This window comes from Gymnodinialimonas ceratoperidinii, assembly GCF_019297855.1.
Classification (GTDB): domain Bacteria; phylum Pseudomonadota; class Alphaproteobacteria; order Rhodobacterales; family Rhodobacteraceae; genus Gymnodinialimonas; species Gymnodinialimonas ceratoperidinii.
Window position 1 is genome coordinate 3137151 of sequence record NZ_CP079194.1, and the last position, 24523, is coordinate 3161673.

At 64.9% G+C, this 24523-nt stretch carries 23 protein-coding genes; 5 read left to right on the top strand and 18 right to left on the bottom strand.

What is annotated here, in order from left to right; genetic code table 11:
- Positions 1 to 20 precede the first annotated feature (20 nt).
- From KYE46_RS15220 to KYE46_RS15235, 4 genes are all read right to left on the bottom strand, one after another.
- Entirely contained in the window at positions 21 to 722 is a 702-nt protein-coding gene (locus KYE46_RS15220; protein ID WP_219001708.1) for a P-loop NTPase family protein, read from the bottom strand.
- Entirely contained in the window at positions 722 to 1801 is a 1080-nt protein-coding gene (locus tag KYE46_RS15225; RefSeq protein ID WP_219001709.1) for an AI-2E family transporter, read from the bottom strand. Before KYE46_RS15225 ends, KYE46_RS15220 begins: the two co-directional genes overlap by 1 nt.
- Before the next feature lie 204 nt (positions 1802 to 2005).
- A complete protein-coding gene (locus KYE46_RS15230; protein WP_219001710.1) occupies positions 2006 to 2758 on the bottom strand; it encodes an alpha/beta fold hydrolase in 753 nt (250 codons plus the stop codon).
- On the bottom strand, positions 2755 to 3354 hold the full coding sequence (locus KYE46_RS15235; protein WP_219001711.1) for a 2-hydroxychromene-2-carboxylate isomerase: 600 nt from the start codon (positions 3352 to 3354) through the stop codon (positions 2755 to 2757). Before KYE46_RS15235 ends, KYE46_RS15230 begins: the two co-directional genes overlap by 4 nt.
- 132 nt (positions 3355 to 3486) lie before the next feature.
- On the opposite strand from KYE46_RS15235, the gene KYE46_RS15240 reads away from it, so the two are divergent.
- Positions 3487 to 4515, top strand: a complete 1029-nt coding sequence (locus tag KYE46_RS15240) for a ribose-phosphate pyrophosphokinase (protein WP_219001712.1) — start codon at positions 3487 to 3489, stop codon at positions 4513 to 4515.
- A 103-nt stretch (positions 4516 to 4618) separates the two neighbouring features.
- On the opposite strand, the gene KYE46_RS15245 is transcribed toward KYE46_RS15240, so the two are convergent.
- From KYE46_RS15245 to KYE46_RS15280, 8 genes are all read right to left on the bottom strand, one after another.
- Positions 4619 to 4969 carry an H-type lectin domain-containing protein gene (locus KYE46_RS15245; RefSeq protein ID WP_219001713.1) on the bottom strand — a complete coding sequence of 117 codons (351 nt, stop codon included), beginning with the start codon at positions 4967 to 4969 and terminating at the stop codon, positions 4619 to 4621.
- 148 nt (positions 4970 to 5117) lie between these two features.
- Positions 5118 to 5516, bottom strand: coding sequence for a F0F1 ATP synthase subunit epsilon (locus tag KYE46_RS15250; protein WP_219001714.1), 399 nt, complete (start codon positions 5514 to 5516; stop codon positions 5118 to 5120).
- Between the two features lie 96 nt (positions 5517 to 5612).
- Positions 5613 to 7037 carry a F0F1 ATP synthase subunit beta gene (gene atpD, locus KYE46_RS15255; RefSeq protein WP_219001717.1) on the bottom strand — a complete coding sequence of 475 codons (1425 nt, stop codon included), beginning with the start codon at positions 7035 to 7037 and terminating at the stop codon, positions 5613 to 5615.
- A gap of 17 nt (positions 7038 to 7054) precedes the next feature.
- Complete coding sequence (locus KYE46_RS15260; protein ID WP_219001719.1) at positions 7055 to 7930, bottom strand: F0F1 ATP synthase subunit gamma; 876 nt, start codon at positions 7928 to 7930, stop codon at positions 7055 to 7057.
- Positions 7931 to 7942: 12 nt separating this feature from the next.
- Positions 7943 to 9481 carry a F0F1 ATP synthase subunit alpha gene (atpA, locus tag KYE46_RS15265; RefSeq protein ID WP_219001721.1) on the bottom strand — a complete coding sequence of 513 codons (1539 nt, stop codon included), beginning with the start codon at positions 9479 to 9481 and terminating at the stop codon, positions 7943 to 7945.
- A complete protein-coding gene (locus tag KYE46_RS15270) occupies positions 9481 to 10041 on the bottom strand; it encodes a F0F1 ATP synthase subunit delta (RefSeq protein ID WP_219001723.1) in 561 nt (186 codons plus the stop codon). Before KYE46_RS15270 ends, atpA begins: the two co-directional genes overlap by 1 nt.
- A gap of 344 nt (positions 10042 to 10385) precedes the next feature.
- Positions 10386 to 10937, bottom strand: coding sequence for a flavodoxin family protein (locus tag KYE46_RS15275; RefSeq protein WP_219001725.1), 552 nt, complete (start codon positions 10935 to 10937; stop codon positions 10386 to 10388).
- Complete coding sequence (locus tag KYE46_RS15280) at positions 10934 to 11704, bottom strand: class I SAM-dependent methyltransferase (protein WP_219005131.1); 771 nt, start codon at positions 11702 to 11704, stop codon at positions 10934 to 10936. Before KYE46_RS15280 ends, KYE46_RS15275 begins: the two co-directional genes overlap by 4 nt.
- A gap of 92 nt (positions 11705 to 11796) precedes the next feature.
- Here KYE46_RS15280 and gloB point away from each other — a divergent pair, with 92 nt between their 5' ends.
- From gloB to KYE46_RS15295, 3 genes are all read left to right on the top strand, one after another.
- Positions 11797 to 12567, top strand: coding sequence for a hydroxyacylglutathione hydrolase (gene gloB, locus KYE46_RS15285; RefSeq protein ID WP_219001727.1), 771 nt, complete (start codon positions 11797 to 11799; stop codon positions 12565 to 12567).
- A 203-nt stretch (positions 12568 to 12770) separates the two neighbouring features.
- Positions 12771 to 15104 carry an ATP-dependent Clp protease ATP-binding subunit ClpA gene (gene clpA / locus KYE46_RS15290; RefSeq protein WP_219001730.1) on the top strand — a complete coding sequence of 778 codons (2334 nt, stop codon included), beginning with the start codon at positions 12771 to 12773 and terminating at the stop codon, positions 15102 to 15104.
- A 142-nt stretch (positions 15105 to 15246) separates the two neighbouring features.
- The gene (locus tag KYE46_RS15295) at positions 15247 to 16194 is read left to right on the top strand and encodes a M23 family metallopeptidase (RefSeq protein ID WP_219001732.1); all 948 of its coding nucleotides are present in this window, start codon (positions 15247 to 15249) and stop codon (positions 16192 to 16194) included.
- On the opposite strand, the gene KYE46_RS15300 is transcribed toward KYE46_RS15295, so the two are convergent.
- The 3 genes from KYE46_RS15300 to KYE46_RS15310 all read right to left on the bottom strand — a co-directional run bounded on the left by KYE46_RS15300 (position 16191) and on the right by KYE46_RS15310 (position 20413).
- A complete protein-coding gene (locus KYE46_RS15300) occupies positions 16191 to 18590 on the bottom strand; it encodes a peptidoglycan -binding protein (RefSeq protein ID WP_219001734.1) in 2400 nt (799 codons plus the stop codon). The genes KYE46_RS15295 and KYE46_RS15300 overlap by 4 nt on opposite strands.
- A gap of 3 nt (positions 18591 to 18593) precedes the next feature.
- Complete coding sequence (locus KYE46_RS15305; protein WP_219001736.1) at positions 18594 to 19793, bottom strand: biopolymer transporter ExbB; 1200 nt, start codon at positions 19791 to 19793, stop codon at positions 18594 to 18596.
- Positions 19794 to 19870: 77 nt separating this feature from the next.
- Positions 19871 to 20413, bottom strand: a complete 543-nt coding sequence (locus tag KYE46_RS15310; RefSeq protein ID WP_219001738.1) for a gamma-glutamylcyclotransferase — start codon at positions 20411 to 20413, stop codon at positions 19871 to 19873.
- A gap of 59 nt (positions 20414 to 20472) precedes the next feature.
- Here KYE46_RS15310 and KYE46_RS15315 point away from each other — a divergent pair, with 59 nt between their 5' ends.
- The gene (locus KYE46_RS15315) at positions 20473 to 21489 is read left to right on the top strand and encodes a DUF2125 domain-containing protein (RefSeq protein WP_219001740.1); all 1017 of its coding nucleotides are present in this window, start codon (positions 20473 to 20475) and stop codon (positions 21487 to 21489) included.
- 9 nt (positions 21490 to 21498) lie between these two features.
- Here the strand turns inward: KYE46_RS15315 and KYE46_RS15320 are convergent, their stop codons facing one another.
- From KYE46_RS15320 to hisC, 3 genes are read right to left on the bottom strand one after another with little or no spacing between them, the layout of a single operon-like run.
- The gene (locus KYE46_RS15320; RefSeq protein WP_219001742.1) at positions 21499 to 22458 is read right to left on the bottom strand and encodes an extensin family protein; all 960 of its coding nucleotides are present in this window, start codon (positions 22456 to 22458) and stop codon (positions 21499 to 21501) included.
- The gene (locus tag KYE46_RS15325; RefSeq protein WP_219001744.1) at positions 22455 to 23387 is read right to left on the bottom strand and encodes a prephenate/arogenate dehydrogenase family protein; all 933 of its coding nucleotides are present in this window, start codon (positions 23385 to 23387) and stop codon (positions 22455 to 22457) included. The genes KYE46_RS15320 and KYE46_RS15325 overlap by 4 nt, the downstream gene beginning before the upstream one ends.
- Complete coding sequence (gene hisC, locus KYE46_RS15330; protein WP_219001747.1) at positions 23384 to 24478, bottom strand: histidinol-phosphate transaminase; 1095 nt, start codon at positions 24476 to 24478, stop codon at positions 23384 to 23386. Before hisC ends, KYE46_RS15325 begins: the two co-directional genes overlap by 4 nt.
- Positions 24479 to 24523: the final 45 nt, after the last annotated feature.

Genomic DNA, 24523 nt, shown 5'->3' on the forward strand with positions numbered 1-24523 from the left:
CCTATCGGCAAAGTGTGACATCACGATGACCCATCGGCACTCGGGTCCGCAAGGTGGGCCTCTTCCAGCGCGCGGCGGGCATGGGCCATGGAGGGTTTGCGCTTCTCGCTGAGGGCAAGCGCATCGACGCGCGCGATGAAGGCATCGGCGGCGGCGAAGGATCGCTCCAACCGGGGGGCGGCATAGCTGAGGATATTGGGCGAGAGCGGCAGCTTACGGTCAAACGCGCGCTTCATCATCACCGCCATCAAGAGCGCGTCATCCGGCGCCGCCAGCGTGGCAAGGCCGGCCTGCGCGAGGCGGCTGGCAAGATCTGGCAGGTTGATCCCCCACCGCGCCGGAGCCTTGCGCGCGGTCAGCAGGAGCGGCGCGCTGCGATGCGCCAGCGCATTGTGCAGATGGAACAGGGCCTCCTCTGCCGCCGCGTCACCGCCGATGGTGTCGGCATCCTCGACGACAAGGGCAGAAGCTTCGGTCAGGGTCTCGAGCGTGTCGGCAACCGTCGTGGCCGCCACGATCTGCGCCTGCGCCGCTGTGGCCCAGACATGGGCGAGATGGGTCTTGCCCGAGGCGGCCGGGCCGCAGAGCACCAGCTTCGCCATGGGCCAATCCCGCCACGCGTCGATCTGGGCGACGGCACCGGCATTGGCCGAGGACACGAAGAAATCGTCCCGCCCCATCGCCGGTCGGAGGGGCAGATCAAGGGTAAGCTGCTGTGGCATCAGAGATCGTCGTCGACGCTTCGGCGCGCGACGGTGCCGCGATAGAGGGGGCCTTCGCGGTACCGATCCACCGCGTAGCGCACCAGAACGCCGATCACTGCCGCGACGGGCACCGCGACCAGCATGCCCACGAAACCGAAGACCGTCCCGAAAGCCGATAGGGCAAAAATCAGCCAGACCGGATGCAGGCCGACGGAGGAGCCGACGAGCTTGGGGGTGAGGATGTTCCCCTCGACCGCCTGACCGAACATGAAGATCGCCACGACCCCGACGATCCACCACCACTCGCCCCAGAACTGGAACAGCGCGAGGCCGATGGCGAGAACTCCGCCCACCAGTGCGCCGACGTAAGGAATGAAAGTGAGCAGCCCGGCGATGAGGCCGACGATGAGGCCGAAGTTCAGCCCCACGGCCATCAGGGCGACCGCGTAGAAGGTCCCGAGGATGAGGCAGACGGTTCCCTGCCCGCGCACGAAGCTGGCCAGCGTCCGGTCGATGCGACGCGCCAGCATGCGGATCGTCGGCGCGTGATCACGTGGCAAAAGCTCATCGATGCGCGCGATCATCCGGTCCCAATCGAGCAGGAGGTAGAAAGCCACGACCGGCACGACGACGATGAAGACCAGCACGTTGACGACGCTCGCGGCGGATGAAAGCACGGTCTGCACCAGCTCTCCGCCCCGGGATTCGATGGTTTCTCCGATGCTGGCCAGCGAGGTCTGGACCGGGGAGCCTTCGTCGAAGGCCTCGGGGAAGCGCTCGGTCAGGAAGGTGCGCAGGTTGTCGAAGATGCCGGGAGCCGCCTCGATCAGCCCGGTGAGCTGATCGATCAGAAGCGGCACGATGGCCAGCGTCATGGTGGCGACGATCAGGATCAGGAAAATGAAGATGATCGTCGTCGCAAGGGCCCGCGAGAACCCCATGCGCTCCAACCGGTCCGCCACGGGATCGAGGAAATAGGCGATGGCCCCGCCGACGAGAAAGGGCATGATCACCGCCCCCAACGCCCAGAGAAGCAGGAGGAAAACCACCGCTGCGAGGGACCAGTAGAGCACTTGTTGCCGGGCGGACAGAGCCATGGGAGAGCCTTTCACTAACGCAACCTAGATGCGACAGGCGCCTCGTTTGCGCAAGGGCGGATGGGGGTTGAGGCCCCGAGGCTGTGCGTCTGAAGCGTTGGCGTGATGGTGGAGCAGTGGTGGGGGGGCCAGCCCCCCTTGCCGCCTTTCCCTCGCGGGAAAGCCGTCCCCCCCGGAGTTGTAGGGGCCAAGATGAAGGAGCTTTCAGAGCGCGCGCGTGATCGCGGCGGCGGTGGCTCGCGGATGGGTGATCGGCGCCATATGTCCGGCGTCCGGCAGGATGTCGACGCGGGCGCCGGGGACATCGCGGGCGAGGCGGGAGGTCACTTCGGACATGACAGGCGGTGACATGGCGCCCCGGAGCAGCAGGGTCGGGACGGCGATCTGCGAAAGGCGGGGCAGGATGCGCGCGGTGTCAAGGCTCAGCGCCGCGTCGCAGGCTTCGGGGATCCAGATGCGATCGGTGATGTAGGCCTGTAGCGCGGCGGGCATGGCATCGAAGCTCTCGGAGCCCCAGAGGTCGAGGAAGATGCGGGCGGCGGCGGGTGTGTCGCCTTTGGCAAGGGCCGCGGGCACGCCTGCGATCTGCGCATCATGGGCCCTGCGACCGGGACCGTTGGCGGCACAAAAGAGCACCGGCTCGATCATGGTGAGGCTTTTGACCTGCGCGGGATGCTCAAGCGCCAGACGCAGCGCGAGCGTGGCACCAAAGGAGTGACCGATCAAATGCGTGGGCCGGTCGGGGAGGTGCTTCGCGGCTTCCTCGGTCGCCTGATCGTGGAAATCGCGGGCGGGATCGTGGCGTGGCCCCTTGCCGTGGGACAGGAGATCGGGGGCGATCATCGTGAAGCGGTCTCGCAGATGCCGCGCGACACCGGCCCAAGCGCCACCTTGGGCCAGCGTGCAGTGGAGCAGGAGCGCCGTCTCGGGCCCCCCGCCCCATCGGTGGAGGCTCACGAAAGGCTGGCGAGGTAGTGGTCCAGATCGTCGATCCGGTCCTGACCCCAGAAATGCTCGGTTCCGTCGACGATATAGAAGGGCGCGCCGAAGGCGCCTGCGGCGACGGCATCGTCAAGATTGCGGACATATTCCTCGGCGCCGGCGAGCATGCCGCGATTGACCAGATCGCCGTCGAAGCCCGCCTCTTCCAGCGCCGCGCGGATTACGTCGTCTTCGGCGATGTTGCGTTCCTCGGCCCAACAGGCGCGCGTGAGAGCGAAGACCAGCGCGCCCATGTCTCCGCCGCCCTCCTTCTGGGCCGCGATCAGCGCGTAGGAAGACGGCGCTGGGTTGGCAGGCCAGAACATCGGCTTCACGTTGATCGGCAGACCGGCCTTGGCTGCCTGACGGCGGATCTCCTGCAATCGGTAGTTCTGGCGGCTCTCGTGCCGTTCCCCCGGTGGCGTCCCGCCGGTCCGTGCGAAGAGGCCCATGATATCGACGGGCTTGTAGGTGATCGTCGCGCCATGCTTCGCGGCCACGGCCTCCATCCGGGTGCCGGCGATGTAGGTGTTGGGTGAGATCGTGGCAAAATAGTAATCGATATGTGCCATGGGGCCCCTTCCGTCGCAGTGCGCCCATTTGGGCTTTCCCGAACCGTGGGCTGAGTGATAGGGGGTGTCAACTGCTCAGGGGATGGCCGCGTGGGGACGGGCCGGTGCCCCGCATCTCGGGAACCGAAGACCATGGCCGCACTAGACCCTAAACTCATTTCTGGAAACGCAAACAAGAACTTGTCCGAGGCGATCGCGCGGCGCATGTCGATGCACAGGGGCCTGCAGATCGGCCTCGTCGATGCCCGGGTCGAGCGTTTCAACGACGGTGAGATTTTCGTCGAGGTCTATGAGAACGTCCGCGGCGAGGACATGTTCATCATCCAGCCGACTTCCAAGCCGGCGAATGACAACCTCATGGAACTGCTCGTGATGGCCGACGCGCTGCGCCGGTCTTCGGCCGCCCGCATCACCGCCGTCATTCCCTACTTCGGTTATGCCCGCCAGGACCGCCGCACGAAGGCGCGCACGCCGATCACGGCAAAGCTGGTGGCCAACATGATTGCCTCGGGCGGGATCGAGCGGGTGCTGACGATGGACCTGCACGCGGCGCAGATCCAGGGTTTCTTCGACGTCCCCGTGGACAACCTCTACGCCTCACCGATCTTCGCGCTGGACATCCTGCACCAGTTCGGCGGCGACATGGAGGACGTGATGGTCGTCTCGCCGGACGTGGGCGGCGTGGCCCGCGCGCGGGAACTGGCTACCCGGATCGGCGCGCCGCTCTCGATCGTGGACAAGCGCCGCGAGAAGGCGGGCGAGGTCTCTGGCATGACGGTGATCGGTGACGTCACCGGCAAGAAATGCATCATCGTCGATGACATCTGCGACACGGCCGGCACGCTCTGCAAGGCGGCAGAGGTCTTGATGGAGGCCGGCGCGGTAGAGGTGCATTCCTACATCACCCACGGCGTCATGTCCGGCCCGGCGGTGGAGCGGGTGACGAACTCGGTGATGAAGTCTCTGGTGATCACGGACACCATCGAGGCGACGGAAGCGGTGCAGAAATGCCCCAACATCCGCGTGGTCCCGACAGCGCCGATGTTCGCGCAATCGATCCTGAATGTGTGGCATGGGACGTCCGTCTCGTCGCTCTTTGACACGGCATCGCTGGTGCCGATCTACGAGAGCCTCTATCCGAACGGTATGTGGGGGCGGTGAGCGGCGCTCCCCGCTTTTGAGGAACAACGCCGGAGAGGGCTTCTCCGGCGTTTTTCGTTCGTGAAGGGTGGTCGTTCGTGAAGGGAATTCGTGCCTTCTCAGCTCACCCCACATCCCATGCGTCGTCGTCGGCGATCTCGCCGATGGCCATCCAGTCGGCGCGGATGCGGGCGACGCGGCTGTCTCCCCAGGTGCGGAAGACGAGGGCGCAGCCTGTTTCGGTGATCTTCTCGACCCTAAGGTCGGCGCGTTGGTTGGTGTCGCCACCGGTATCCCACATGGAGATGGATACATGGACCATGGGTGGGTGCAGGTAGGGCTCGGCGAATTCGACCATGGTCACCGCTTCCCGGGGGCCGTCACCGGCCCACATCGGGCCGTTGTTGGCAAAGTCCGAGAACATGACGCTTGAGCCTTGGTCGACGGCGATAAGGTTGTTTCTGAAGCGTTTCATAGAGCCTGTTCGAGTTTCCGACCTACAACTTCGCAAATATTGGAGGCATTGCCGACAAAAATCCGCCCTGCCCCGGCATATTTCGACAGCAGATACAAAAACGCCCCCGGCGCGAGACCGAGGGCGTGTTAGAAGATGTCGTGCCGGCTTAGCGGCCGATGATGCTGTCCAGCGTGGTGGTCAGATCCATGTGGTGCTTGTTGGCTGCGTCAGCCGCATCACCGGACGCCGCAGCGACGCGCGCTTCAGAGGCCGAGATCAGCTCTTCCACCAAGGGGGCTTCGACTTCCTCGATCGGCAGGGCCATTTCGGCGAGGATCGTGGCGGACGGGCCCGCGATATCAGCGAAACCGCCGGTGACGAAGTAGGATTTCTCCCCCTCCGGACCAGACACTTTCAGCACGCCGGGGCGCAGCGTCGTGATCAGCGGCGCATGGTCGGGCATCGCCGTCAGGTCACCGTCGGCACCGGGGATCTGCACTTCACTGACCTCGAAAGAAGCCAGGCGCCGTTCGGGCGAGACGAGATCGAATTGCATGGTTGCCATGTCGGCCTCCAGTCATAGGGCGATTGGCGGGGTCGTTCCCGCCCCCGCATGCCGCCTCTGGGCGACCGCGGGAGGCGGGAGCTAACCGCCGTTGGATCAGGCAGCGTCGGCTGCCATCTTTTCAGCTTTGGCGATCACGTCGTCGATACCGCCAACCATGTAGAACGCACCTTCGGGCAGGTGATCGTATTCACCGGCAACCACCGCCTTGAAGGACGAGATGGTGTCTTCCAGCTGCACCTGGATGCCGTCGGAACCGGTGAAGACTTTCGCCACGTCGAAGGGCTGCGAAAGGAAACGCTGGATCTTGCGGGCACGGGCCACGACCAGTTTGTCCTCTTCCGACAGTTCGTCCATGCCCAGAATGGCGATGATGTCCTGCAGCGACTTGTAGCGCTGAAGGATACCCTGAACGTCACGGGCAACCTGGTAGTGCTCTTCCCCGACGATGGTCGGATCCATCAGGCGCGAGGAGCTGTCGAGCGGGTCCACGGCGGGGTAGATGCCGAGCTCGGAGATCGCACGCGACAGAACCGTGGTGGCGTCGAGGTGGGCGAAGGTCGTTGCAGGCGCGGGGTCGGTAAGGTCGTCCGCGGGAACGTAGACGGCCTGGATCGAGGTGATCGACCCGCGCTTGGTGGAGGTAATACGCTCCTGCATGGTGCCCATGTCGGTGGCCAGCGTCGGCTGGTAGCCCACGGCCGAAGGAATACGACCCAGAAGGGCGGAAACCTCGGAACCGGCCTGCGTGAAGCGGAAGATGTTGTCGATGAAGAACAACACGTCTGCGCCGGTGGCATCGCGGAACTGCTCGGCGATGGTCAGGCCGGACAGGGCGATCCGCATGCGCGCACCGGGAGGCTCGTTCATCTGGCCGTAAACCAGAGCGATTTTCGACTCCTCGAGGTTATCGGGAACGATAACGCCGGATTCGATCATCTCGTGGTAGAGGTCGTTGCCCTCACGGGTCCGCTCACCCACACCGGCGAACACGGACACACCGGAGTGCACCTTCGCGATGTTGTTGATCAGTTCCATGATGAGAACCGTCTTGCCCACGCCGGCACCGCCGAAGAGGCCAATCTTACCACCCTTGGAGTAAGGCGCGAGAAGGTCGACCACCTTGATGCCGGTCACGAGGACTTCGGCCTCGGTGGACTGGTCGGCGAACTCGGGCGCGTCCTGGTGGATGCCGCGACGCTCTTCGGTGGCCACGGGGCCGCCTTCGTCCACGGGCTCACCCACGACGTTGAGGATCCGGCCGAGGGTCGCGTTGCCGACGGGCACGCTGATCGGGCCGTCGGTGTCGGTCACTTCCTGACCGCGCACGAGACCTTCGGTCGAGTCCATCGCGATGGTCCGGACGGTGTTTTCGCCCAGGTGCTGAGCAACCTCGAGAACCAGACGCTTGCCGTCGTTCTGGGTTTCGAGAGCGTTGAGGATCTCCGGCAGGTGATCGTTGAACTGCACGTCAACGACAGCGCCGATGACCTGCGTGATTTTACCGACTGCATTAGCCATGTGTCGTGTCTCCGTCGTTAAAGCGCTTCAGCGCCCGAGATAATTTCGATCAGCTCGCTGGTGATCACGGCCTGACGCGAGCGGTTGTACTCGATCGTCAACCGGTCGATCATTTCACCGGCGTTACGGGTTGCGTTATCCATTGCGGACATCCGCGCCCCTTGCTCAGACGCGCCATTTTCCAGCAGCGCGGTAAAGATCTGTGTGGCGATGCCGCGCGGAAGAAGATCTTCCAGAACGGCCTCTTCCGAAGGCTCGTAATCGTAGAGCGTCGCAGGTTCCGCATCGTCACCACCCTCGAAGACGGCGGGGATGATCTGGGTTGCCGTCGGCACCTGAGAGATCACCGACTCGAAGCGGTTGTAGAAGATCGTCGCGACGTCGAACTCACCGGCCTCGAAGCGTTCCAGCACATCCGACGCGATGTCGGCGGCATCGGCGTAACCAACGCGTTTGACACCGGACAGATCGACATGGCCGATCATCTTGTCAGCGTAGTCCCGCTTGATCTGCTCCCGGCCCTTCTTGCCGACAGTCAGGATCTTGACCGTCTTGCCTTCGGACAACAGCTTGGCCGCATGGCTGCGGGCCTTGCGCACGATGGTGGAGTTGAAGCCCCCGCAGAGGCCCCGCTCCGCCGTCATGACGATCAGCAGGTGGACGTCGTCCTTGCCGGTGCCCGCCAGAAGACGCGGCGCGCCTTCCGCATTGCCGACAGCCGATGCGAGGCCGCTCATCACGGCCTCCATCTTGTCCGCATAGGGACGCGCCATCTCCGCCGACTCCTGCGCCCGGCGCAGTTTCGCGGCGGCGACCATTTGCATCGCCTTGGTGATCTTGCGGGTCGATTTGACCGACGCGATCCGGTTTTTTAGGTCCTTGAGATTGGGCATGCCAAATCTCCCTTACGCGAAATCGGCGGCGAATTCTTCGATAGCTGCCTTCAGTTTGTCGGCTGCATCGCCCTTGATCTTCGGATCCTCGTTGGTGATCCAGTCCAGCACGTCAGACTTGTTGGCGTGCATGTGGGCCAGAAGACCCTCTTCAAAGCGCGCCACGTCGTCGACGGGGAGCTTGTCGAGGAAGCCGTTGGTGCCGGCGAAGATCATGGTGACGATCTCGGCGTTGGTCAGCGGCGAATACTGGGGCTGCTTCATCATCTCGGTCAGACGCGCACCACGGGCCAGCAACTGCTGCGTGGAGGCATCGAGGTCGGAACCGAACTGAGCGAAGGCCGCCATCTCGCGGTACTGGGCGAGCGACAGTTTCACCGGACCGGCGACCGAGGACATCGCCTTGGTCTGGGCCGAGGAGCCAACCCGCGAAACCGACAGACCGGTGTTCACGGCAGGACGGATGCCCTGGAAGAACAGTTCCGTCTCGAGGAAGATCTGGCCGTCGGTGATCGAGATCACGTTGGTCGGAATAAACGCCGAAACGTCGCCGCCCTGGGTTTCGATGACCGGCAGAGCCGTCAGCGAGCCGCCGCCGTTGTCCTCGTTCAGCTTGGCCGAACGCTCCAGCAGGCGGGAGTGCAGGTAGAAAACGTCGCCGGGATAGGCTTCACGGCCGGGCGGACGACGCAGCAGCAGCGACATCTGACGGTAGGACACGGCCTGCTTGGAGAGGTCATCGTAGACGATCAGCGCGTGACGGCCGTTGTCGCGGAAGTACTCGGCCATGGCGGTCGCGGCGTAGGGTGCCAAGAACTGCATCGGCGCGGGGTCGGAAGCGGTGGCGGCGACGACAGTCGTGTATTCGATCGCGCCGGTCTCTTCGAGCTTCTTCACCAGCTGCGCCACGGTGGAGCGCTTCTGACCCACGGCCACGTAGATGCAATAGAGCTTCTTGCTCTCGTCATCGCCGGCGGCGTCGTTGTAGGACTTCTGGTTCAGGATCGTGTCGAGCGCCACGGCAGTCTTGCCGGTCTGACGGTCGCCAATGATCAGCTCGCGCTGGCCACGGCCGACGGGGATCATCGCGTCGATGGCCTTGAGGCCGGTCGCCATCGGCTCGTGCACCGATTTGCGCGGGATGATGCCCGGCGCCTTCACGTCGGCGACGCGACGCTCGGAGGCGTTGATCGGGCCCTTGCCGTCCATCGGGTTGCCGAGGCCGTCAACGACGCGGCCCAGAAGCTCATCACCGGCGGGAACGTCCACGATGGAGTTCGTGCGCTTGACGGTGTCGCCTTCCTTAATGTCACGGTCGGAGCCGAAGATAACAACACCCACGTTGTCGGCTTCGAGGTTCAGGGCCATGCCCTGAATGCCGCCGGGGAATTCGACCATCTCACCGGCCTGAACGTTGTCGAGGCCGTAGACGCGGGCGATACCGTCGCCCACAGACAGAACCCGACCAACCTCTGCGACCTGGGCGTCCTGCCCGAAAGTCTTGATCTGGTCTTTGAGGATCTGAGAAATCTCAGCTGCTTGGATAGCCATTATCCGACCTCTTTCATCGTATTCTGGAGTGCGTTCAGCTTGGAGCGGACCGACGTGTCGATCATCTTCGAGCCAATTTTTACAACAAGACCGCCAATGATGCTCTCATCAACGGTCGCTTTCACATTCACGGTCTTGCCGACCTGCGCCTTGAGCGACTTGGTCAACTTGTCCAGTTGTGTCTTGGTCAGCGCCTTGGCCGACGTCACCTCGGCAGTCACTTCACCCTTGTGATCCGCAATGCGCGTGCGCAGCTCGGCCAGAAGCGACGGCAGAACGAACAGACGGCGCTTCTGGGCCATCAGGCGCAGCGTGTTGCCGGTCATGTCCTGCAGGTTCATCGCGTCGGCCACGCCGCCGATCGCGGCGGCGGTCTCGTCGCGGCCATAAAGCGGCGAGTGGATCAGGTCACGCAGGTCAGCGCTCTGCGAGAGAGCCGCGTCAAGCGCGTCGACATCCCCCTCCAGCGCGGACAGCGCGTTGGCCTCGGAGGCCAGCTCAAACATCGCGGTCGCATAGCGCGCGGCGATGCCGGTCGAGATCGAAGCAGGTTCGCTCACATCAACCCTTTCATATGCACGTCCAGTGATCGGGAAGCGTGGAAATGCTTCTCGCTATGACGTGTCAAGGCGGCCCAATCCGCCCGTTCCCCGGTAAATCGAGCGTGATGTAGCAGAGGGTTTAATTTGCTGCAACCGTCCTGAATTGCCGCCGATTTGACAGTATATTCAGCAAAATTAGATGGTTAGGTGCTCTTTTCTGCGGTGCGGCGGTTTGCCCGCGTAAAATGCTGCGCCTGATTTGGCGATTCTTAACCTCCGGCGGGTAGCCTGCTCTCGGATTCTGCACAGAAAACCGCTTGAGGCACGTGATCCGCGCGCGGGGGCGTAGCAGCGGGATCGGATCAGTCCGGCGCCCCCATCGCCCACCTGCGCGCAGAGGCGGCGAGCCGCGCGCCGTAGAGCCGGGCGGTCTCCAGATCTCCGGTATCGAGAATGTCGGCCTCGCCGATGACCTGCGTCGCCATCAAGCCGATCCACGATCCGTCCCGATTGATGCCGGGCCGATCTGGGTAGACCGGCGCGCCGATCTCCGACTGCCCGACCCAGATCATCCCCATCTGCGCGGCGAAGGTGCTGAGCCGTTGCAGCGCCACGCCCTTGTCGCCCGAGCCATGGCAGGCGACCGTGAAGCCTCCCGCAAGCTTGTCGCGCCAAGCCCCGGTCTCCCACCTCGGGTCCGAGGCCTGCTCGAGGAACAGGTCGAACCGGGCCGCGGTGGACCCCATGTAGGTCGGCGCGCCCAACACGATGGCGGTGGCGGCATCAAGGGCGGTCCAATCCTCGGCCGTCATCGCGGTGACGTCGATCAAATGCGCGCCGCCCGCCCCTTCCGCGATGGCACGGGCCAGCAGCGCCGTGTGCCCGGCCCCGCTGAAGTACGCGATGGCGATCATCCGATGGTCTTCCCGTAGCCTCGGCCCGAGACGCCCACCGGTTGCGAACTGCCCTCGAGCACCGACAGGGGGCGGCGTACCCGCTCCGCCAACCCCGGCTTGCGACGCGCGGGGATGCGCTTGGTCACTTCGATCAGGATCACGCCCCCGGCCCGGTTCCGGCTGAGGGTCGTGCCAAGGCTCTCCAGCATATCCGCCGAACGCAGCCAGAACCGTTTTGGCGAGGGAAGCGCGAAGAGCGCGGCGGCGTGGCGTTGCGGGATGAAATCGAAGGCTTCCAACTGCGCCTCCAGCTGGCCAAGGGAATAGGGCCGTCCGAACCCGAAGGGCGTCCCGTCGCGCCGCGCCCAAAGGCCCATCCGGTTCGGCACCACGAAGATCGCCCGGCCCTCGGGCGCGAGCACCCGCTGGCATTCTTCCAAGACGCTTGCCGGGTGCTCGGAGGTCTCCAATCCGTGCAGGCACACCAGCTTGTCCGCCTGACCCGTTTGCACCGGCCACAACCCTTCGCGGCAGAGCACCGAGACGTTATCCTGCCCGGCCGGCCACGGCATCACGCCCTGCTGCGCGGGCATCACGCCGATCACCCGCTGCGCCTCTGCCAGATAGGGGCGCAGGAGCGGCACCGCGAAGCCATAGCCCACCACGGTTTCGCCCTTGGCCGAGGGCCACATGCCCAACATCCTTTCGCGCACCGCCTTCTGCGCGATCCGCCCCAAACGCGTGCGGTAGTAGAATTGCCGCAAGTCGATGACATCCAGATGCAAAGCGCTCACTCCCGGGGAAAACCCGTTTGCATACCTCCCGCCCACGTCGCAGGCTCACGCTCCAGACATTAACCTTTGAGGGCGCGAAGACCATGGCCGATCCGCAGATCATCACCATCCCTTGCCTGGAAGACAACTATGCCTTCCTCCTGCATGATCCCGAAACCGGCGCCACCGCCTGCGTGGACGTGCCCGAAGCCGCGCCGATTCTCGCCGAGCTGGAGGCGCGCGGCTGGAGCCTTTCCGACATTCTCATCACCCACCACCACTGGGACCATATCGATGGCGTGCCCGATCTGGTGAAGGCCACTGGCGCGAAGGTCTGGGGGGCGAAGGCAGACGCCCATCGCCTGCCTCCGTTGGATCATGGGCTGGTCGAGGGGGACGAGATTGCGGTCGGCGCGCTGCGCGGCGAGGTCATCGATGTGTCAGGCCATTCCATCGGCCATATCGCGTTTCACGTGCCTGACGCGCAAGCCGTCTTCACCGCCGACAGCCTGATGGCGCTTGGCTGCGGCCGCCTGTTCGAAGGCACGCCTGCCCAGATGTACGAAAGCTTGCAGAAACTGGCCGCCCTGCCCGCCGAGACGATCGTCTACTCGGGGCACGAATATACGGCCACCAACGCACGGTTCGCGTTAACTATTGAACCGGAAAATCCAGACCTTATCTCTCGGGTAGAGCGGATCACCGCTGCTCGTGCGGCGGGTGAGCCAACCGTCCCATCTGCCCTGTCCGAGGAACTCGCGACCAACCCGTTCCTTCGGGCCGATCACCCCGCCATCGCGGCCAATCTCAACCTGACAGGCGCGGACCCTGTCGAGGTTTTCACCAAGATCCGCGCACAAAAAGATGCGTTCTAGACAGAATGCCTGAAAACTGAGCCAGCCCAAACCTTTAATGAGAATTTTGTGACAATTTTCGAAGGTGCGGTCTGCCAAACACGGGCTGTTGATGCGAATTTGCTTGAAACCTGCCCGAGGAAAGCAAAATTTAACTTTATGAGGCCACGATCGAGTGATGGGGTAACGCCCCCGCCTCGATGCAGACGAAAGGAGCACAGATAGTGCCGTCTTTTTCGAACACACTGGAACAGGCCATCCACGCCGCACTGGCAAACGCCAATGCGCGCCGTCACGAACTGGCGACCCTGGAACACCTGCTTCTCGCGTTGATTGACGAACCCGATGCACAAAAGGTCATGAAGGCCTGCTCGGTCGACATCGAGGTGCTGCGCGACACCCTAACAAAGTTCATCGACGATGATCTCTCCACGCTGGAGACCGACGTCGAAGGTTCCGAAGCCGTCCCGACGGCAGCGTTCCAGCGCGTGATCCAGCGCGCGGCAATCCATGTGCAGTCCTCGGGCCGCACGGAAGTGACCGGGGCCAATGTCCTAGTCGCCATCTTTGCCGAGCGCGAGTCGAACGCGGCCTACTTCCTGCAGGAGCAGGACATGACGCGGTACGACGCCGTGAATTTCATCGCCCACGGGGTCGCGAAGGACCCGAGCTACGGTGAAGCGCGGCCCGTGACCGGTGCCGAGGATGAGGGGATCGATTCCCCCAACGTGCAGGAAGAGCCGAGCGGCGAGGAAAAGGAATCCGCGCTGTCGAAGTACTGCGTCGACCTCAACGCCAAGGCGAGCAAAGGCGATGTCGATCCGCTGATCGGCCGCGCCTCCGAGGTGGAGCGTTGCATTCAGGTGCTCTGCCGCCGCCGCAAGAACAACCCGCTTCTGGTGGGCGATCCGGGCGTCGGCAAGACGGCCATCGCCGAAGGTCTGGCGAAGAAAATCGTCGAGGGCGAAACGCCCGAGGTGCTCAAGAACGCCACGATCTTCTCGCTCGACATGGGCGCGCTTCTGGCCGGCACCCGGTACCGTGGCGATTTCGAGGAACGGCTGAAGGCCGTGGTGAAGGAGCTTGAAGACCACCCTGATGCGGTGCTCTTCATCGACGAGATCCACACCGTCATCGGTGCGGGCGCGACCTCTGGCGGCGCGATGGATGCCTCCAACCTCCTGAAGCCCGCACTTCAGGGCGGTGGCCTGCGCTGCATGGGCTCGACCACTTACAAGGAATTCCGCCAGCACTTCGAGAAGGACCGCGCCCTGTCGCGGCGCTTCCAGAAGATCGACGTGGAAGAGCCTTCGGTCGATGACGCGGTGAAAATCCTCAAGGGCCTCAAGCCCTACTTCGAGGATCACCACGGGGTGAAATACACCGCCGATGCGATCAAGACCTCGGTCGAGCTGGCCTCGCGCTACATCAACGACCGCAAGCTGCCGGACTCCGCCATCGACGTGATCGACGAGGCGGGCGCGGCGCAGCATCTGGTCGTGGAAAGCAAGCGCCGCAAGACCATCGGCACCAAGGAAGTGGAAGACGTGGTCGCCAAGATCGCCCGCATTCCGCCGAAGAACGTGTCGAAGGATGACGCCATCGTTCTGAAAGACCTGGAAGTATCGCTCAAGCGGGTGGTCTTCGGTCAGGACAAGGCGATCGAGGCGCTGTCGTCGTCCATCAAGCTGGCCCGTGCTGGCCTGCGCGAACCCGAGAAGCCGATCGGCAACTACCTCTTTGCGGGCCCCACCGGCGTCGGCAAGACCGAGGTGGCCAAGCAGTTGGCCGACACACTCGGTGTGGAGCTGATCCGTTTCGACATGTCCGAGTACATGGAGAAACACGCGGTCTCGCGCTTGATCGGTGCGCCTCCAGGCTATGTCGGCTTCGATCAGGGCGGTCTGCTGACCGATGGGATCGATCAGCATCCCCATTGCGTGCTGCTGCTCGACGAGATCGAGAAGGCGCATCCGGACGTGTTCAACATCCTGCTGCAGATCATGGATCACGGCACGCTGACGGACCACAACGGACGCTCCGTCGACTTCCGCAACGTGGTGCTGATCATGACCTCCAACGCGGGCGCTGCCGAACAGGCGAAGGCGGCCATCGGCTTCAACCGTGACCGCCGCGAGGGCGAGGATACGGCCGCGATCGAACGCACGTTCACGCCGGAATTCCGCAACCGTCTGGATGCGGTGATCTCCTTCGGTGCCTTGCCGAAAGAGGTGATCCTGCAAGTGGTCGAGAAGTTCGTGCTGCAACTTGAAGCGCAGCTGATGGACCGCAACGTGACGATCGAGCTGACAAAACCGGCGGCCGAATGGCTGGCGAATGAAGGCTACGACGACCGCATGGGCGCGCGTCCCCTGGGCCGCGTGATCCAGGAGCACATTAAGAAGCCGCTGGCGGAGGAGCTGCTCTTCGGCAAGCTCGCCAAGGGCGGCAACGTGAAGGTCGGCGTCAAGGACGGTGCGATTGATCTGCGCATCGAGGAATCCGGAAGCCCCCGACTGTCGTCGAAAAAGAGGCCACCGCTTCTGACCGCCGACTGATCGCGTCGCAATGATATCTATGGAAAGGGCCGGAGTTCTTCTCCGGCCCTTTTTCGTGCCACTCCCCGACGCGCCCTGTGACGACCCTTGAAGATCGCGCGCTGAACCGCTTCGATGGAGTTCATCCACCATTGGACCTCTCATGCGCGCGCTGATCCCCCTCCTCGCTTTGACCCTTCCCGCCTCGGCACAGGACCGATTGGCGCTCGCCTTCCCGGTCGAGTGCACCCTGGGTGAGACCTGCATGATCCAGCAACTCATGGATCACGATCCGGGCCCCGGCGTGCAAGACTTCCTCTGCGGCCCGATGAGCTATGACGGACACCAAGGCACCGACATCCGCCTGCCCGACCACGAGGCCTTAGCGGAGGGCGTTGCCATTCTCGCGGCCGCGGATGGCACGGTGCGCGGCACGCGCAATTCGGTGCCGGACACCGGTTCCGGCGGATACCCCGAGGGTCAGGAGTGCGGCAATGGCGTGGTGATCGATCACGCCGACGGCTGGCAAACGCAGTACTGTCACTTGGCCCAAGGCTCGGTTTCAGTCAGCACCGGTGACAGCATCAGCACCGGTGAGCGGATTGGCGAGATGGGCTTCTCCGGCAACACCGTGTTCCCGCATTTGCACCTGACCGTCCGCCATAACGGGGTGGTGATCGACCCATTTGCCCCCTTCGCAGGCGACACCTGCGGAGGAACCACCACGCCGCTCTGGTCTCACGACGTGCCCTTGGCGCAGGGTGGCATCCTCAGCATCGGCTTCGCCGCGGGTGTACCGGATTACGACGCTGTCCAAGCAGGAACGGCTGACGCACCTGCCCTCTCGCGCCTGTCGGACGCGATTGTAATCTGGGATTTCTTCCACGGCGCGCGTGCCGGCGACATCGTGATCGCGGAAATCTTGTCGCCCGATGGCTCGACGCTCCACTCGCAAGAAATCACGTTAGAACGCACGCAGGCGCAGGTCTTCCGTGCGTCAGGACTGCGCCGAACGGCGCCCCTCATGCTCGGTACATACACCGGACGCATCTCTTTGAGGCGCGACGGCATCTTGCTTGATACGGAAACGACAACGGTCCCGGTCGATTAACGCTCGGTCAGCTTCAATTCGATCCGCCGGTTGGAAGCCTGCCCCGCTGGCGTGTCGTTCGGCGCGATGGGGCGATGCTCTCCGAACCCGGTCGCCGCAAGGCGCCGAGGCGGGATGCCCAATTCTTCGCTCATGTAAAGCACGACGGCCAATGCGCGGGCCTGGCTGAGCTCCCAGTTGTTGGCGTAGGTCGCGCCTTCGCGTAGTTGCTGATCGTCGGTGTGACCGTCCACGCGGATGATCCAGTCGATCGCTTCGGGGATGTCCTCGGCGATCTCCAGCAGCAGAGCGGCCACGTTCTCGATCTGTAACAGGCCTTCCGGGGCGAGATCAGCGGAGCCGACCTCGAACAGGACCTCGGAGGAGAAGACGAAACGGTCACCCTCGATCCGGACACCCTCGCGGCCCTCCAGCAATTCGCGCAGGCGGCCGAAAAATTCCGAGCGGTAGCGCTCCAATTCCTGCGCTTCCGCGGCGAGCCGTGCAACCTCGGCGGCTTCCAGCTCCGCGCGGGCGCGTTCTTCCGCCGCCAATTGCGCCAAGGCGGTATTCAAGCGGGAGCCGAGCGCCTGGATCTGCACTTGGGCTTCTTCGTCGCGGGTCTCGGACAAGGTCAGCAGGGATTGCAGGGAGCCCAATTGCGCGCGCAATGCCGCAACCTGTTCGTTGAGCAGAGCGACCTGACGCGCGCTTTGCTCGGACTGCGCCTCGGCGTTTTCAAGTTCGACATTGGCCTGCGCCAGCAGGGCTTCACGCCGCTCGGCGTCTGACAGGGCCTCGGCCAGCGCGGTCTCCGTCGATTGCCGCGCCGCGAGGGCGGCGGCCAATTGCGTCTCCAACTCCGAGAGGTTGCCCGCCACCTCAGTCGCCTCCGCCGCTTCCGCTTCTGCAGCCGCGATGCGGGCTTCCAGCTCTGCGACGCGGGCGGCCGCGCTTGCCTCGGCGCTTTCAAGGCGCGACAGGACCAGCGCCAATTCGCGTTCCAGATCAGTGAGTTCGCCGGATTGCGTCGAGAGCGCGGCTTCCGCCCGTTCCAACTCCAACTGCGCAGCCGAGAGGGCATCGGCCAAGGAAGCGGCTTCGCCCTGCCCGTCTTGCGCCCGCGCCAGCGCCCCTGCCAGCCGCGTTGCAAGGTCATCGCGCGCGGCGTCGGCGGCGGCGAGCAAGGTCAGCGTCTCCTCGGCGCGCTGACGTTGCTCTTCCAGCGCAAGGGACATCGCGGTGAGTTCGGCGTCGGCATCTTCCAAGCGACGGCGCAGGGCTTCGGCGGCGGCGGCCTCGGCCAGACGGCCCGCCTCCTCCTCGGAAAGTGCTTGGGTCGTGGTCTCCAACTCTGCGCGCAAGGCGGCGGCGGCGGCGGCCTCGGCCAATCGCGCGGCCTCTTCTTCTGACAGGGCGGCTTCGGCCTCACCAAGGCGGGCGCGCAGGGCTTCGGCCGTCGCCAATTCGGCCAGCCTGGCGGCTTCTTCCTCGGTCAACTCCTGTTCCAGATCAGCCAGTCGCAAGCGCAGGGCTTCGGCGGCGGCGGCTTCCGCGAGTCGCGCCGCCTCTGCCTCGGTCAGGTCTTCTTCGACCCCCTGAAGCCGGGACAGAAGTTCCTCTGCCCGCTCATCTCCACTGGCCAAAGCGTCGAGCGCGTTGGTGAGCGATCGATCCTGCTCCAGAAGCGTGCCCGCCAGCTGAGCGTTGCGGGTTTCAGCGCCCGCCAAGGCGGTGAGGGCGCGGGTCAGTTCCGACTGGCGCTCCTCCAGATCCGCGGTTGTGCTGTCGAGCGCCGCGAGTGCTTCAGCGAGGGAGGTTTCGCGCGCCGCGCCCTCCGTCTCGAGATCGGCGATCAACGCCTCCAGTGCCTCCCGACGTGCCGCGGCGAGACGGGCCGCTTCGGCGGCTTCGTCGATCTCCGTTCGCGCCGTGGCCAGCGCGAGGTTCAGCGCCTCGGCCTCGGACATGGCGTCGGCCAATTCCGCCTCGGTTGCCGCCTGCCCGGCTGCAAGTTCCGAGTTCTGCGCCAGAAGGCCCGCAACCTGCTCTTCAAAAGCGACGATCCGGGCGGATTGCTCGGCACTTTCCGCGGTCAGGGCGGCAATCAGGCTCTCTTGCGCGGCGGCTTCCGCTTCAGCCCTCGAAAGGGAATTGGAGAGGGTCGCGACACGCGATTCCAACTGCCCGGCGCGCGCCTCTTCCAGCCCGAGCGCCTGCGCCAGTTGGTTCACCTGCGCGGTGAGGGAGTTGAGCTCGTCGTCCTGCGTGCTGATCTCTTCCGACAGCACGTATTGCATCACCATGAAGATGGTCAGCACGAAGATCATCACCATCAGCAGCGCGGTGATCGCGTCGACGAAGCCGGGCCAGATCGCCCCGGACATCCCTTGCTTACTGCTGCGATGGAAGGCCATGGCCTATCTGTCCGCGTTCCGGCGCGCGCGCGCCTCGGCCGGGGCGCGGGCTGCCTGGGTGAGCGCTTGCAAAGCCTCGGTCAGCTGCGCCATGTCGCCGCGAAGTCCCATGACCTCTGCATCGCGGTTGGCGCCGATCTCTTCGGCCATCTTGTAGAGTTGCACGTCGATGGAGCGCAGGCGATTGCGGCTTTCGTCGTCCAGCCCCTGCTCGGCCGCGATCCCGTCGAGCGCCGCCGCCAGACGGTCCTGCGCCGTGGCGAGCCGTTCGGTGGCCGAGACCTGCCCGGGCCCGAGCCGCTCCGTGAGCCCTTCGATTGCTTGGGCGAGGGTCAGAACGCGCTGCTCGGTCGCGGCGCGGCGGGTTTCGGACTGGGCGAAGAGGGATTGCAGCGTATCCATCTGGTCGACCATGTGGTCGAGCACCGTGGCGATGGCGGCCTTGTCGATCGCTCCATCGCCGTCACCGGAGAAAGAGACGCGGGTGATCGAGGCCAGCCATTCCTCCAATTCGCGGTAGAAGCGGTTCTGGCCGTGACCGGCGTAAAGCTCCAGCAGGCCAACGACGAGCGATCCGGCAAGACCCAGAAGCGAGGATGCGAAGGCCGTGCCCATGCCGCCCAACTGGTCGTCGAGGCCGTCCATCAGGCGACCGAATACGGCGAGCCCTTCCTCCCCCTCGGTCGGCTGCAGGGAACGGATGGTCTCCACCACCGCTGGAACGGTGGTGGCGAGGCCAAAGAAGGTCCCCAGAAGGCCCAGGAAAATCAGAAGGTTGGCGATGTAGCGGGTGATGTCGCCGCTTTCCTCCATCCGCGCGCCGACACTGTCGAGGATCGACTTCGCCGTCGCTGGCGTGACCTGAGAGCGCGATCCGCGCAGCCGCGCGACGCCGGAAATGGCGGCCAGCAGGCGCGGCGGCTGTTCATCGACATCGGCTTGCGAGCCGCCGGCGAGCTGCTCGATCCACGCGACCGAGGAGAACAGTTGGATCACCTGGAAGAAGGTGGCGCAAACGCCGACCACGAAGACCACCGCAATGGTGCCGTTGAGATAGGGCGAGGTCAGGAAGACATCCTGAACGCGCGGCCACACCAACACGCCCCCGGCAATCACCAGCGCAAGGATGATCAGCATCAGCAGAATCTGCTGTGTCGGACGTGTAAATCGGGCGGCTCCTGCGCCCTCTCTGCTGCTCGCCATGGGGTTTGTCTCAACCGCTCTTTTGACTTGTCTAGAGGGCTTATACACGGTTGCGCCCGATCACGCCAACAAAAGCCTCAGGCGGGTGTCTTCATCGCCCGGACCATGTCTACCAAGGCCTCCAGATCGGCGTCACCGATGCCCAGTTCGCTCAGATGCGAGGCGGTATTGTAGAGATATTCGTCGTTCGGCCCCCGCCCGCCCACAGCGCCCGCGATGATCCGCGCCTGCTCGTCCAGCGGAAGCTGGCAATATTGCACGTGGCCGGGGTTGATGACGTAGGTCAGCACGTCGTCTTGGGTGTCGCCCTCGCGGAAGCTCACCTGAAGGCGCCGCTCGACATAGGCGGAGGAGATCAGTTCCCGCTCGCGCAGGTAGGCCAGCGTGGAGTCCTCCGTCCCCGGCGCCACCCGCAGCGCCAGCCCGTCGCAATATCCACCGTCGACCGCGTCCAGCGCCAGCACGAGGCCGGGCTTCTTCTCGGTCCCCCGGTGGTGGATCGACGACATGCAGAACGAGCGGTGCCACCCATGCAGCCGCGCGATGCGCGTTTCAGCCACGGTGAAGCCCGGATTCCACAAAAGTGATCCGTAGCCGAATACCCAGAGAGAAGAGGTCATGCGATGGTCCTTGTCGTGCCCTGCCCCTATAGGCGATAGAGTTCCGAAAGGGGAGAGCGATGAAGCGGTTTTTGATCGGGATTTTGGTGGTAGCTGCCCTGGGCGTAGTCGCGTGGGGTGCCGGCGCGATGCTGACGGAAACCGCTGCGTCCCGCTGGATGGAGGAACGCCGCTCAGCCGGATGGGTGGCCAATGCGTCCGACATCTCGGTCAGCGGGTTTCCCATGCAATTCACGACGGAATTCCAAGGTGTCGAGCTTGCCGATCCGGAGACCGGCCTCGCGTGGACCGTGGAGTCGCTGCAGTTCGAACAAGACGTCTTCCGCCTCGACCGGATCGCCGCACGCTGGCCCGCGGCGCAGACCATCGCCTCGCCGCTCGAGCGGTTGACCCTGTCCAGCATCGGGGCCGAGACCCATGCGATGGAGGCAATGCTCGACGTTCAACCGACCAACCGCTTCGCGCTGGATGCGCTGGACGCGGACACCGGGCCGCTTCGGGTCTCTTCCAGCGAAGGGTGGGAGATGCAGTGGGATCAGGGCAATCTCTCGGTCGCCCGCGTCGCCGACACCGAGGCGACCTATGATATCGCCACGTTGACGACAGGCATGGTCCCGCCCGAGGCGTGGCGCCGTCGTCTTGACCCGGCCAACGTGCTGCCCGAAGCGATGGAGCAGGCAGAGGTCCGTGCCACGGCGACCTTCGACGCCCCGTGGGACATGGACGCGATCGAACGCGCGCGCCCGCAGGTCACGTCGATCGATATCGAGAACCTGAACATGCAGTGGGGCGACATGCTGTTCCGCGCGACGGGCACATTGGACGTGACCCCCGGCGGCGTGCCGGAGGGAGAGCTTTCGGTCCGCGCCGAGAACTGGCGTGCGATGGTGGAACTGGCCAGCAACGCCGGCGTTATGCCCGAGCGTTTGCGCACCACTGCCGAGGCAATGCTTCAGGTTCTGGCTGGCATGACAGGCAGCGCGGAGAACATCGATGCGACGCTGTCATTCTCCAACGGCCGCATGTTCATCGGCCCCTTGCCCATCGGCCCGGCACCGAGCCTGCGCATCCGCTAGCCTGCGGCTCTAACGGCAGTAGGAACCGGACCGATACGAGGCCACGTCGAAATGGAAGTGGTCCTGGTGGAAGCGGTCTGACTCAGGCCCCAGAACGGTGCCGAACGTCCCGCAAGCCGCCGCGTGCAGCTCGCGCATGACAGCGGAATTTCCCCCGCGCCAATCGCCCAACACGCTGAGTTCGTTGCCATTCTGCAGGCCGATGCCGCCGATATCGATGGCGCTGCCGGTAGCGTGTTCGGACAGACGCGCGCCAGCGCGCGAGTTGCGGGTCCGGCACGCATAGGATGCCATCACCCGCATGTTCGCGATCCCTCCCCCGGTGCCGCCGATGATCTCGTCGGCATCGAGCACCCACTGGCTGAGCGATTGCGCGGTCGTGCAGTTGATCGTGGCAGGCGTCGTCAGCTGCACTCCATGAACCACACGCAAGCGGACGGCGTTGGGGATGCCACAGCCGCTGATCCGGCCGGTCACAGCCTCGATCTCTTCGCCCTGCAATCCGACGACGCCGCAGAGCGTTCCGGTGTTGCGGCCCGGCTGCGCCACGCGGCCGGGCGTGTTGCGCGTCGCGGCCGAGCGGACCCGTCCCTCCAGCCCGTCAGGCCGTATTTGCGGCCGCAGGGATTGCGTTATGGCGAGGGTCGAGCCTCCGCTGCCGACACCTGCCAGGGCTGTCGTCTCTCCGCGGGGGCGGAAAAGGTCGGCCAAGCCACGGGGTGCATTGGGCGCGGGCGCCTCGGCTCCGGGCACTGCGCCGATGGTGTCGCTAACGGTTGCACCGATCGCGCCCGGGCCGCTGCTTGACGGGACGGGCGTGCCGCTGCCGGGCCGGGCGGCGGGACGCAGGGACCCGGCCGGGGCGAGCGGTGTCGCCTCGATCACGCGCACCTCGGCTGATTGCGCCAGGGTGCCTGCTGGAAAGCTGGCGCCGACGGCCAAGGCGATGACGGCGGCGCGGACATTCATGACGGGCCGTCCTTCTTTGCGGGTTCACGTCCGAAGTTCGGCGCGTCGGTGTCTTGGCCCGCCTCGATGATGCCGCGGCGGATCGCGCGGGTGCGGGTGAAATAATCGTGCAGATGATCGCCGTCGCCGGTACGGATCGCGCGCTGGAGCGCGAACAATTCCTCGGTAAAGCGACCCAGAATTTCCAACGTCGCTTCCTTGTTGGATAGGAAGACATCGCGCCACATCGTTGGATCCGAGGCGGCAATCCGGGTGAAGTCGCGGAAACCGGCGGCGGAATACTTGATCACTTCGCTGTCGGTCACCCGGCGCAGATCGTCGGCGACACCCACCATCGTATAGGCGATGAGGTGCGGCGTGTGGGAGGTAACGGCGAGGACGAGATCGTGGTGCTCGGCGTCCATCTCTTCGACCAGAGCGCCGCACCCTTCCCAAAGCGCACGCAACTTCGCGGTGGCACCGGGGTCGGTGCCCTCCACCGGGGTCAGCAGCGTGTAGCGGTTGTCGAAGAGCTCCGCGAAGCCCGACCGGGGGCCGGAATGCTCGGTGCCTGCCAGCGGATGGCCGGGCACGAAATGCACCGCATCTGGAAGATGCGGGCCGACCGCCTCGATGATCTCACGCTTGACGGAGCCCACGTCCGTGACGGTCGCGCCCGGCGCCAGATGCGGCGCGACCTCGGCGGCAACGGCAGCCATGGCCCCCACGGGAACGGCCAGAACCACGAGGTCGGCGCCCGCCACGGCCTCGGCCGCTGTTTCGGTGATCCGGTCGCAGAGGTTGATCTCGGCCGCCACGGCGCGGGTCTCGGCCGAGCGGGCGGTGCCTACGATCTCACCGGCGAGGCCCGCGCGGCGCATCGCATGGGCCATCGAGCCCGCGATGAGGCCGAGGCCGATCAGGGCGACGCGGTCGTAGATCACGCTCATGCCGCCACCATCGCCGTCAGGGAAGCCAACACACGGCTGTTGTCCTCGGGGCGGCCCACGGTGATCCGCAGGCAGTCGGGCAGCCCGTAGGATTTCGGCGCGCGTACGATGATGCCGTCGGACTTGAGGTGCGCATCCGCCGCGTCGGCGGCGGCTTCATCCTTGAAACGGGCCAGCACGAAATTCGCCTGGCTGTCGTCGCAGGCGATGCCCAATTGGCGCAGCCCGCCCGCCAGTCGCGCGCGCTCCTCGGCGTTGACGCGCAGGCATTCCGCCACCCAATCGACATCGCGCACCGCGGCCTCGGCGCCAGCCAGCGCCATGGCGGAGAGGTTGAAGGGCCCTCGGATGCGGTTGAGCGTGTCGATGACATGGCGCGGCCCGTAGCCGTAGCCCACCCGCAGCCCGCCGAGCCCGTAGACCTTGGAGAAGGTCCGCGTCATCACCACGTTGTCGCGCGCTTCCACCAGTGATTTGCCGCCGTCGTAGCCTTCCGCGAATTCCACGTAAGCCCCGTCGAGGATCAGCAGGCATTGGTCGGGCAGTGCATCGGCCAGCCGCGTGATCTCGCCGCTGTCGATCATCGTGGCGCAGGGGTTGGCGGGGTTGGCAATGAAGATCAGCCGCGTGGCGGGCGTGATGCCGGCGATCAACGCGTCCACGTCGACGCGGCGCTCGGCCTCGGCAACGACGACCGGCGTGGCGCCTGCGGCACGCGCGGCGATCGGATACATGCCGAAGCCATGCTCGGTATAGAGCACCTCGTCCCCCGGTCCCGCATAGGCCTGACAGAGGAAATGGATCACCTCGTCCGAGCCGACGCCGCAGATGATGTTGTCCGCGTCGAGGCCGTAGATCTCGGCGATGGCCGCGCGCAGCCCCGCATGATCGGTCGAAGGATAACGATGCGCCCCGGCGGCTGCCTCTGCCATTGCCGTCACGGCGGCCGGCGACGGTCCGAAGGGGTTCTCGTTCGACGAGAGCTTCAGCGGCGCGGCATGGCCCTCGATCTTCGAGGCGCCGCCCTGATAGAGGGCGATATCGAGGATACCGGGTTGCGGACGGATGGGGCCGGGAAGGGGCGCAGTCATGGTGGTGTGATCTCTCGTAGGATTTCGCAAGGTTCTAGCGCGCGC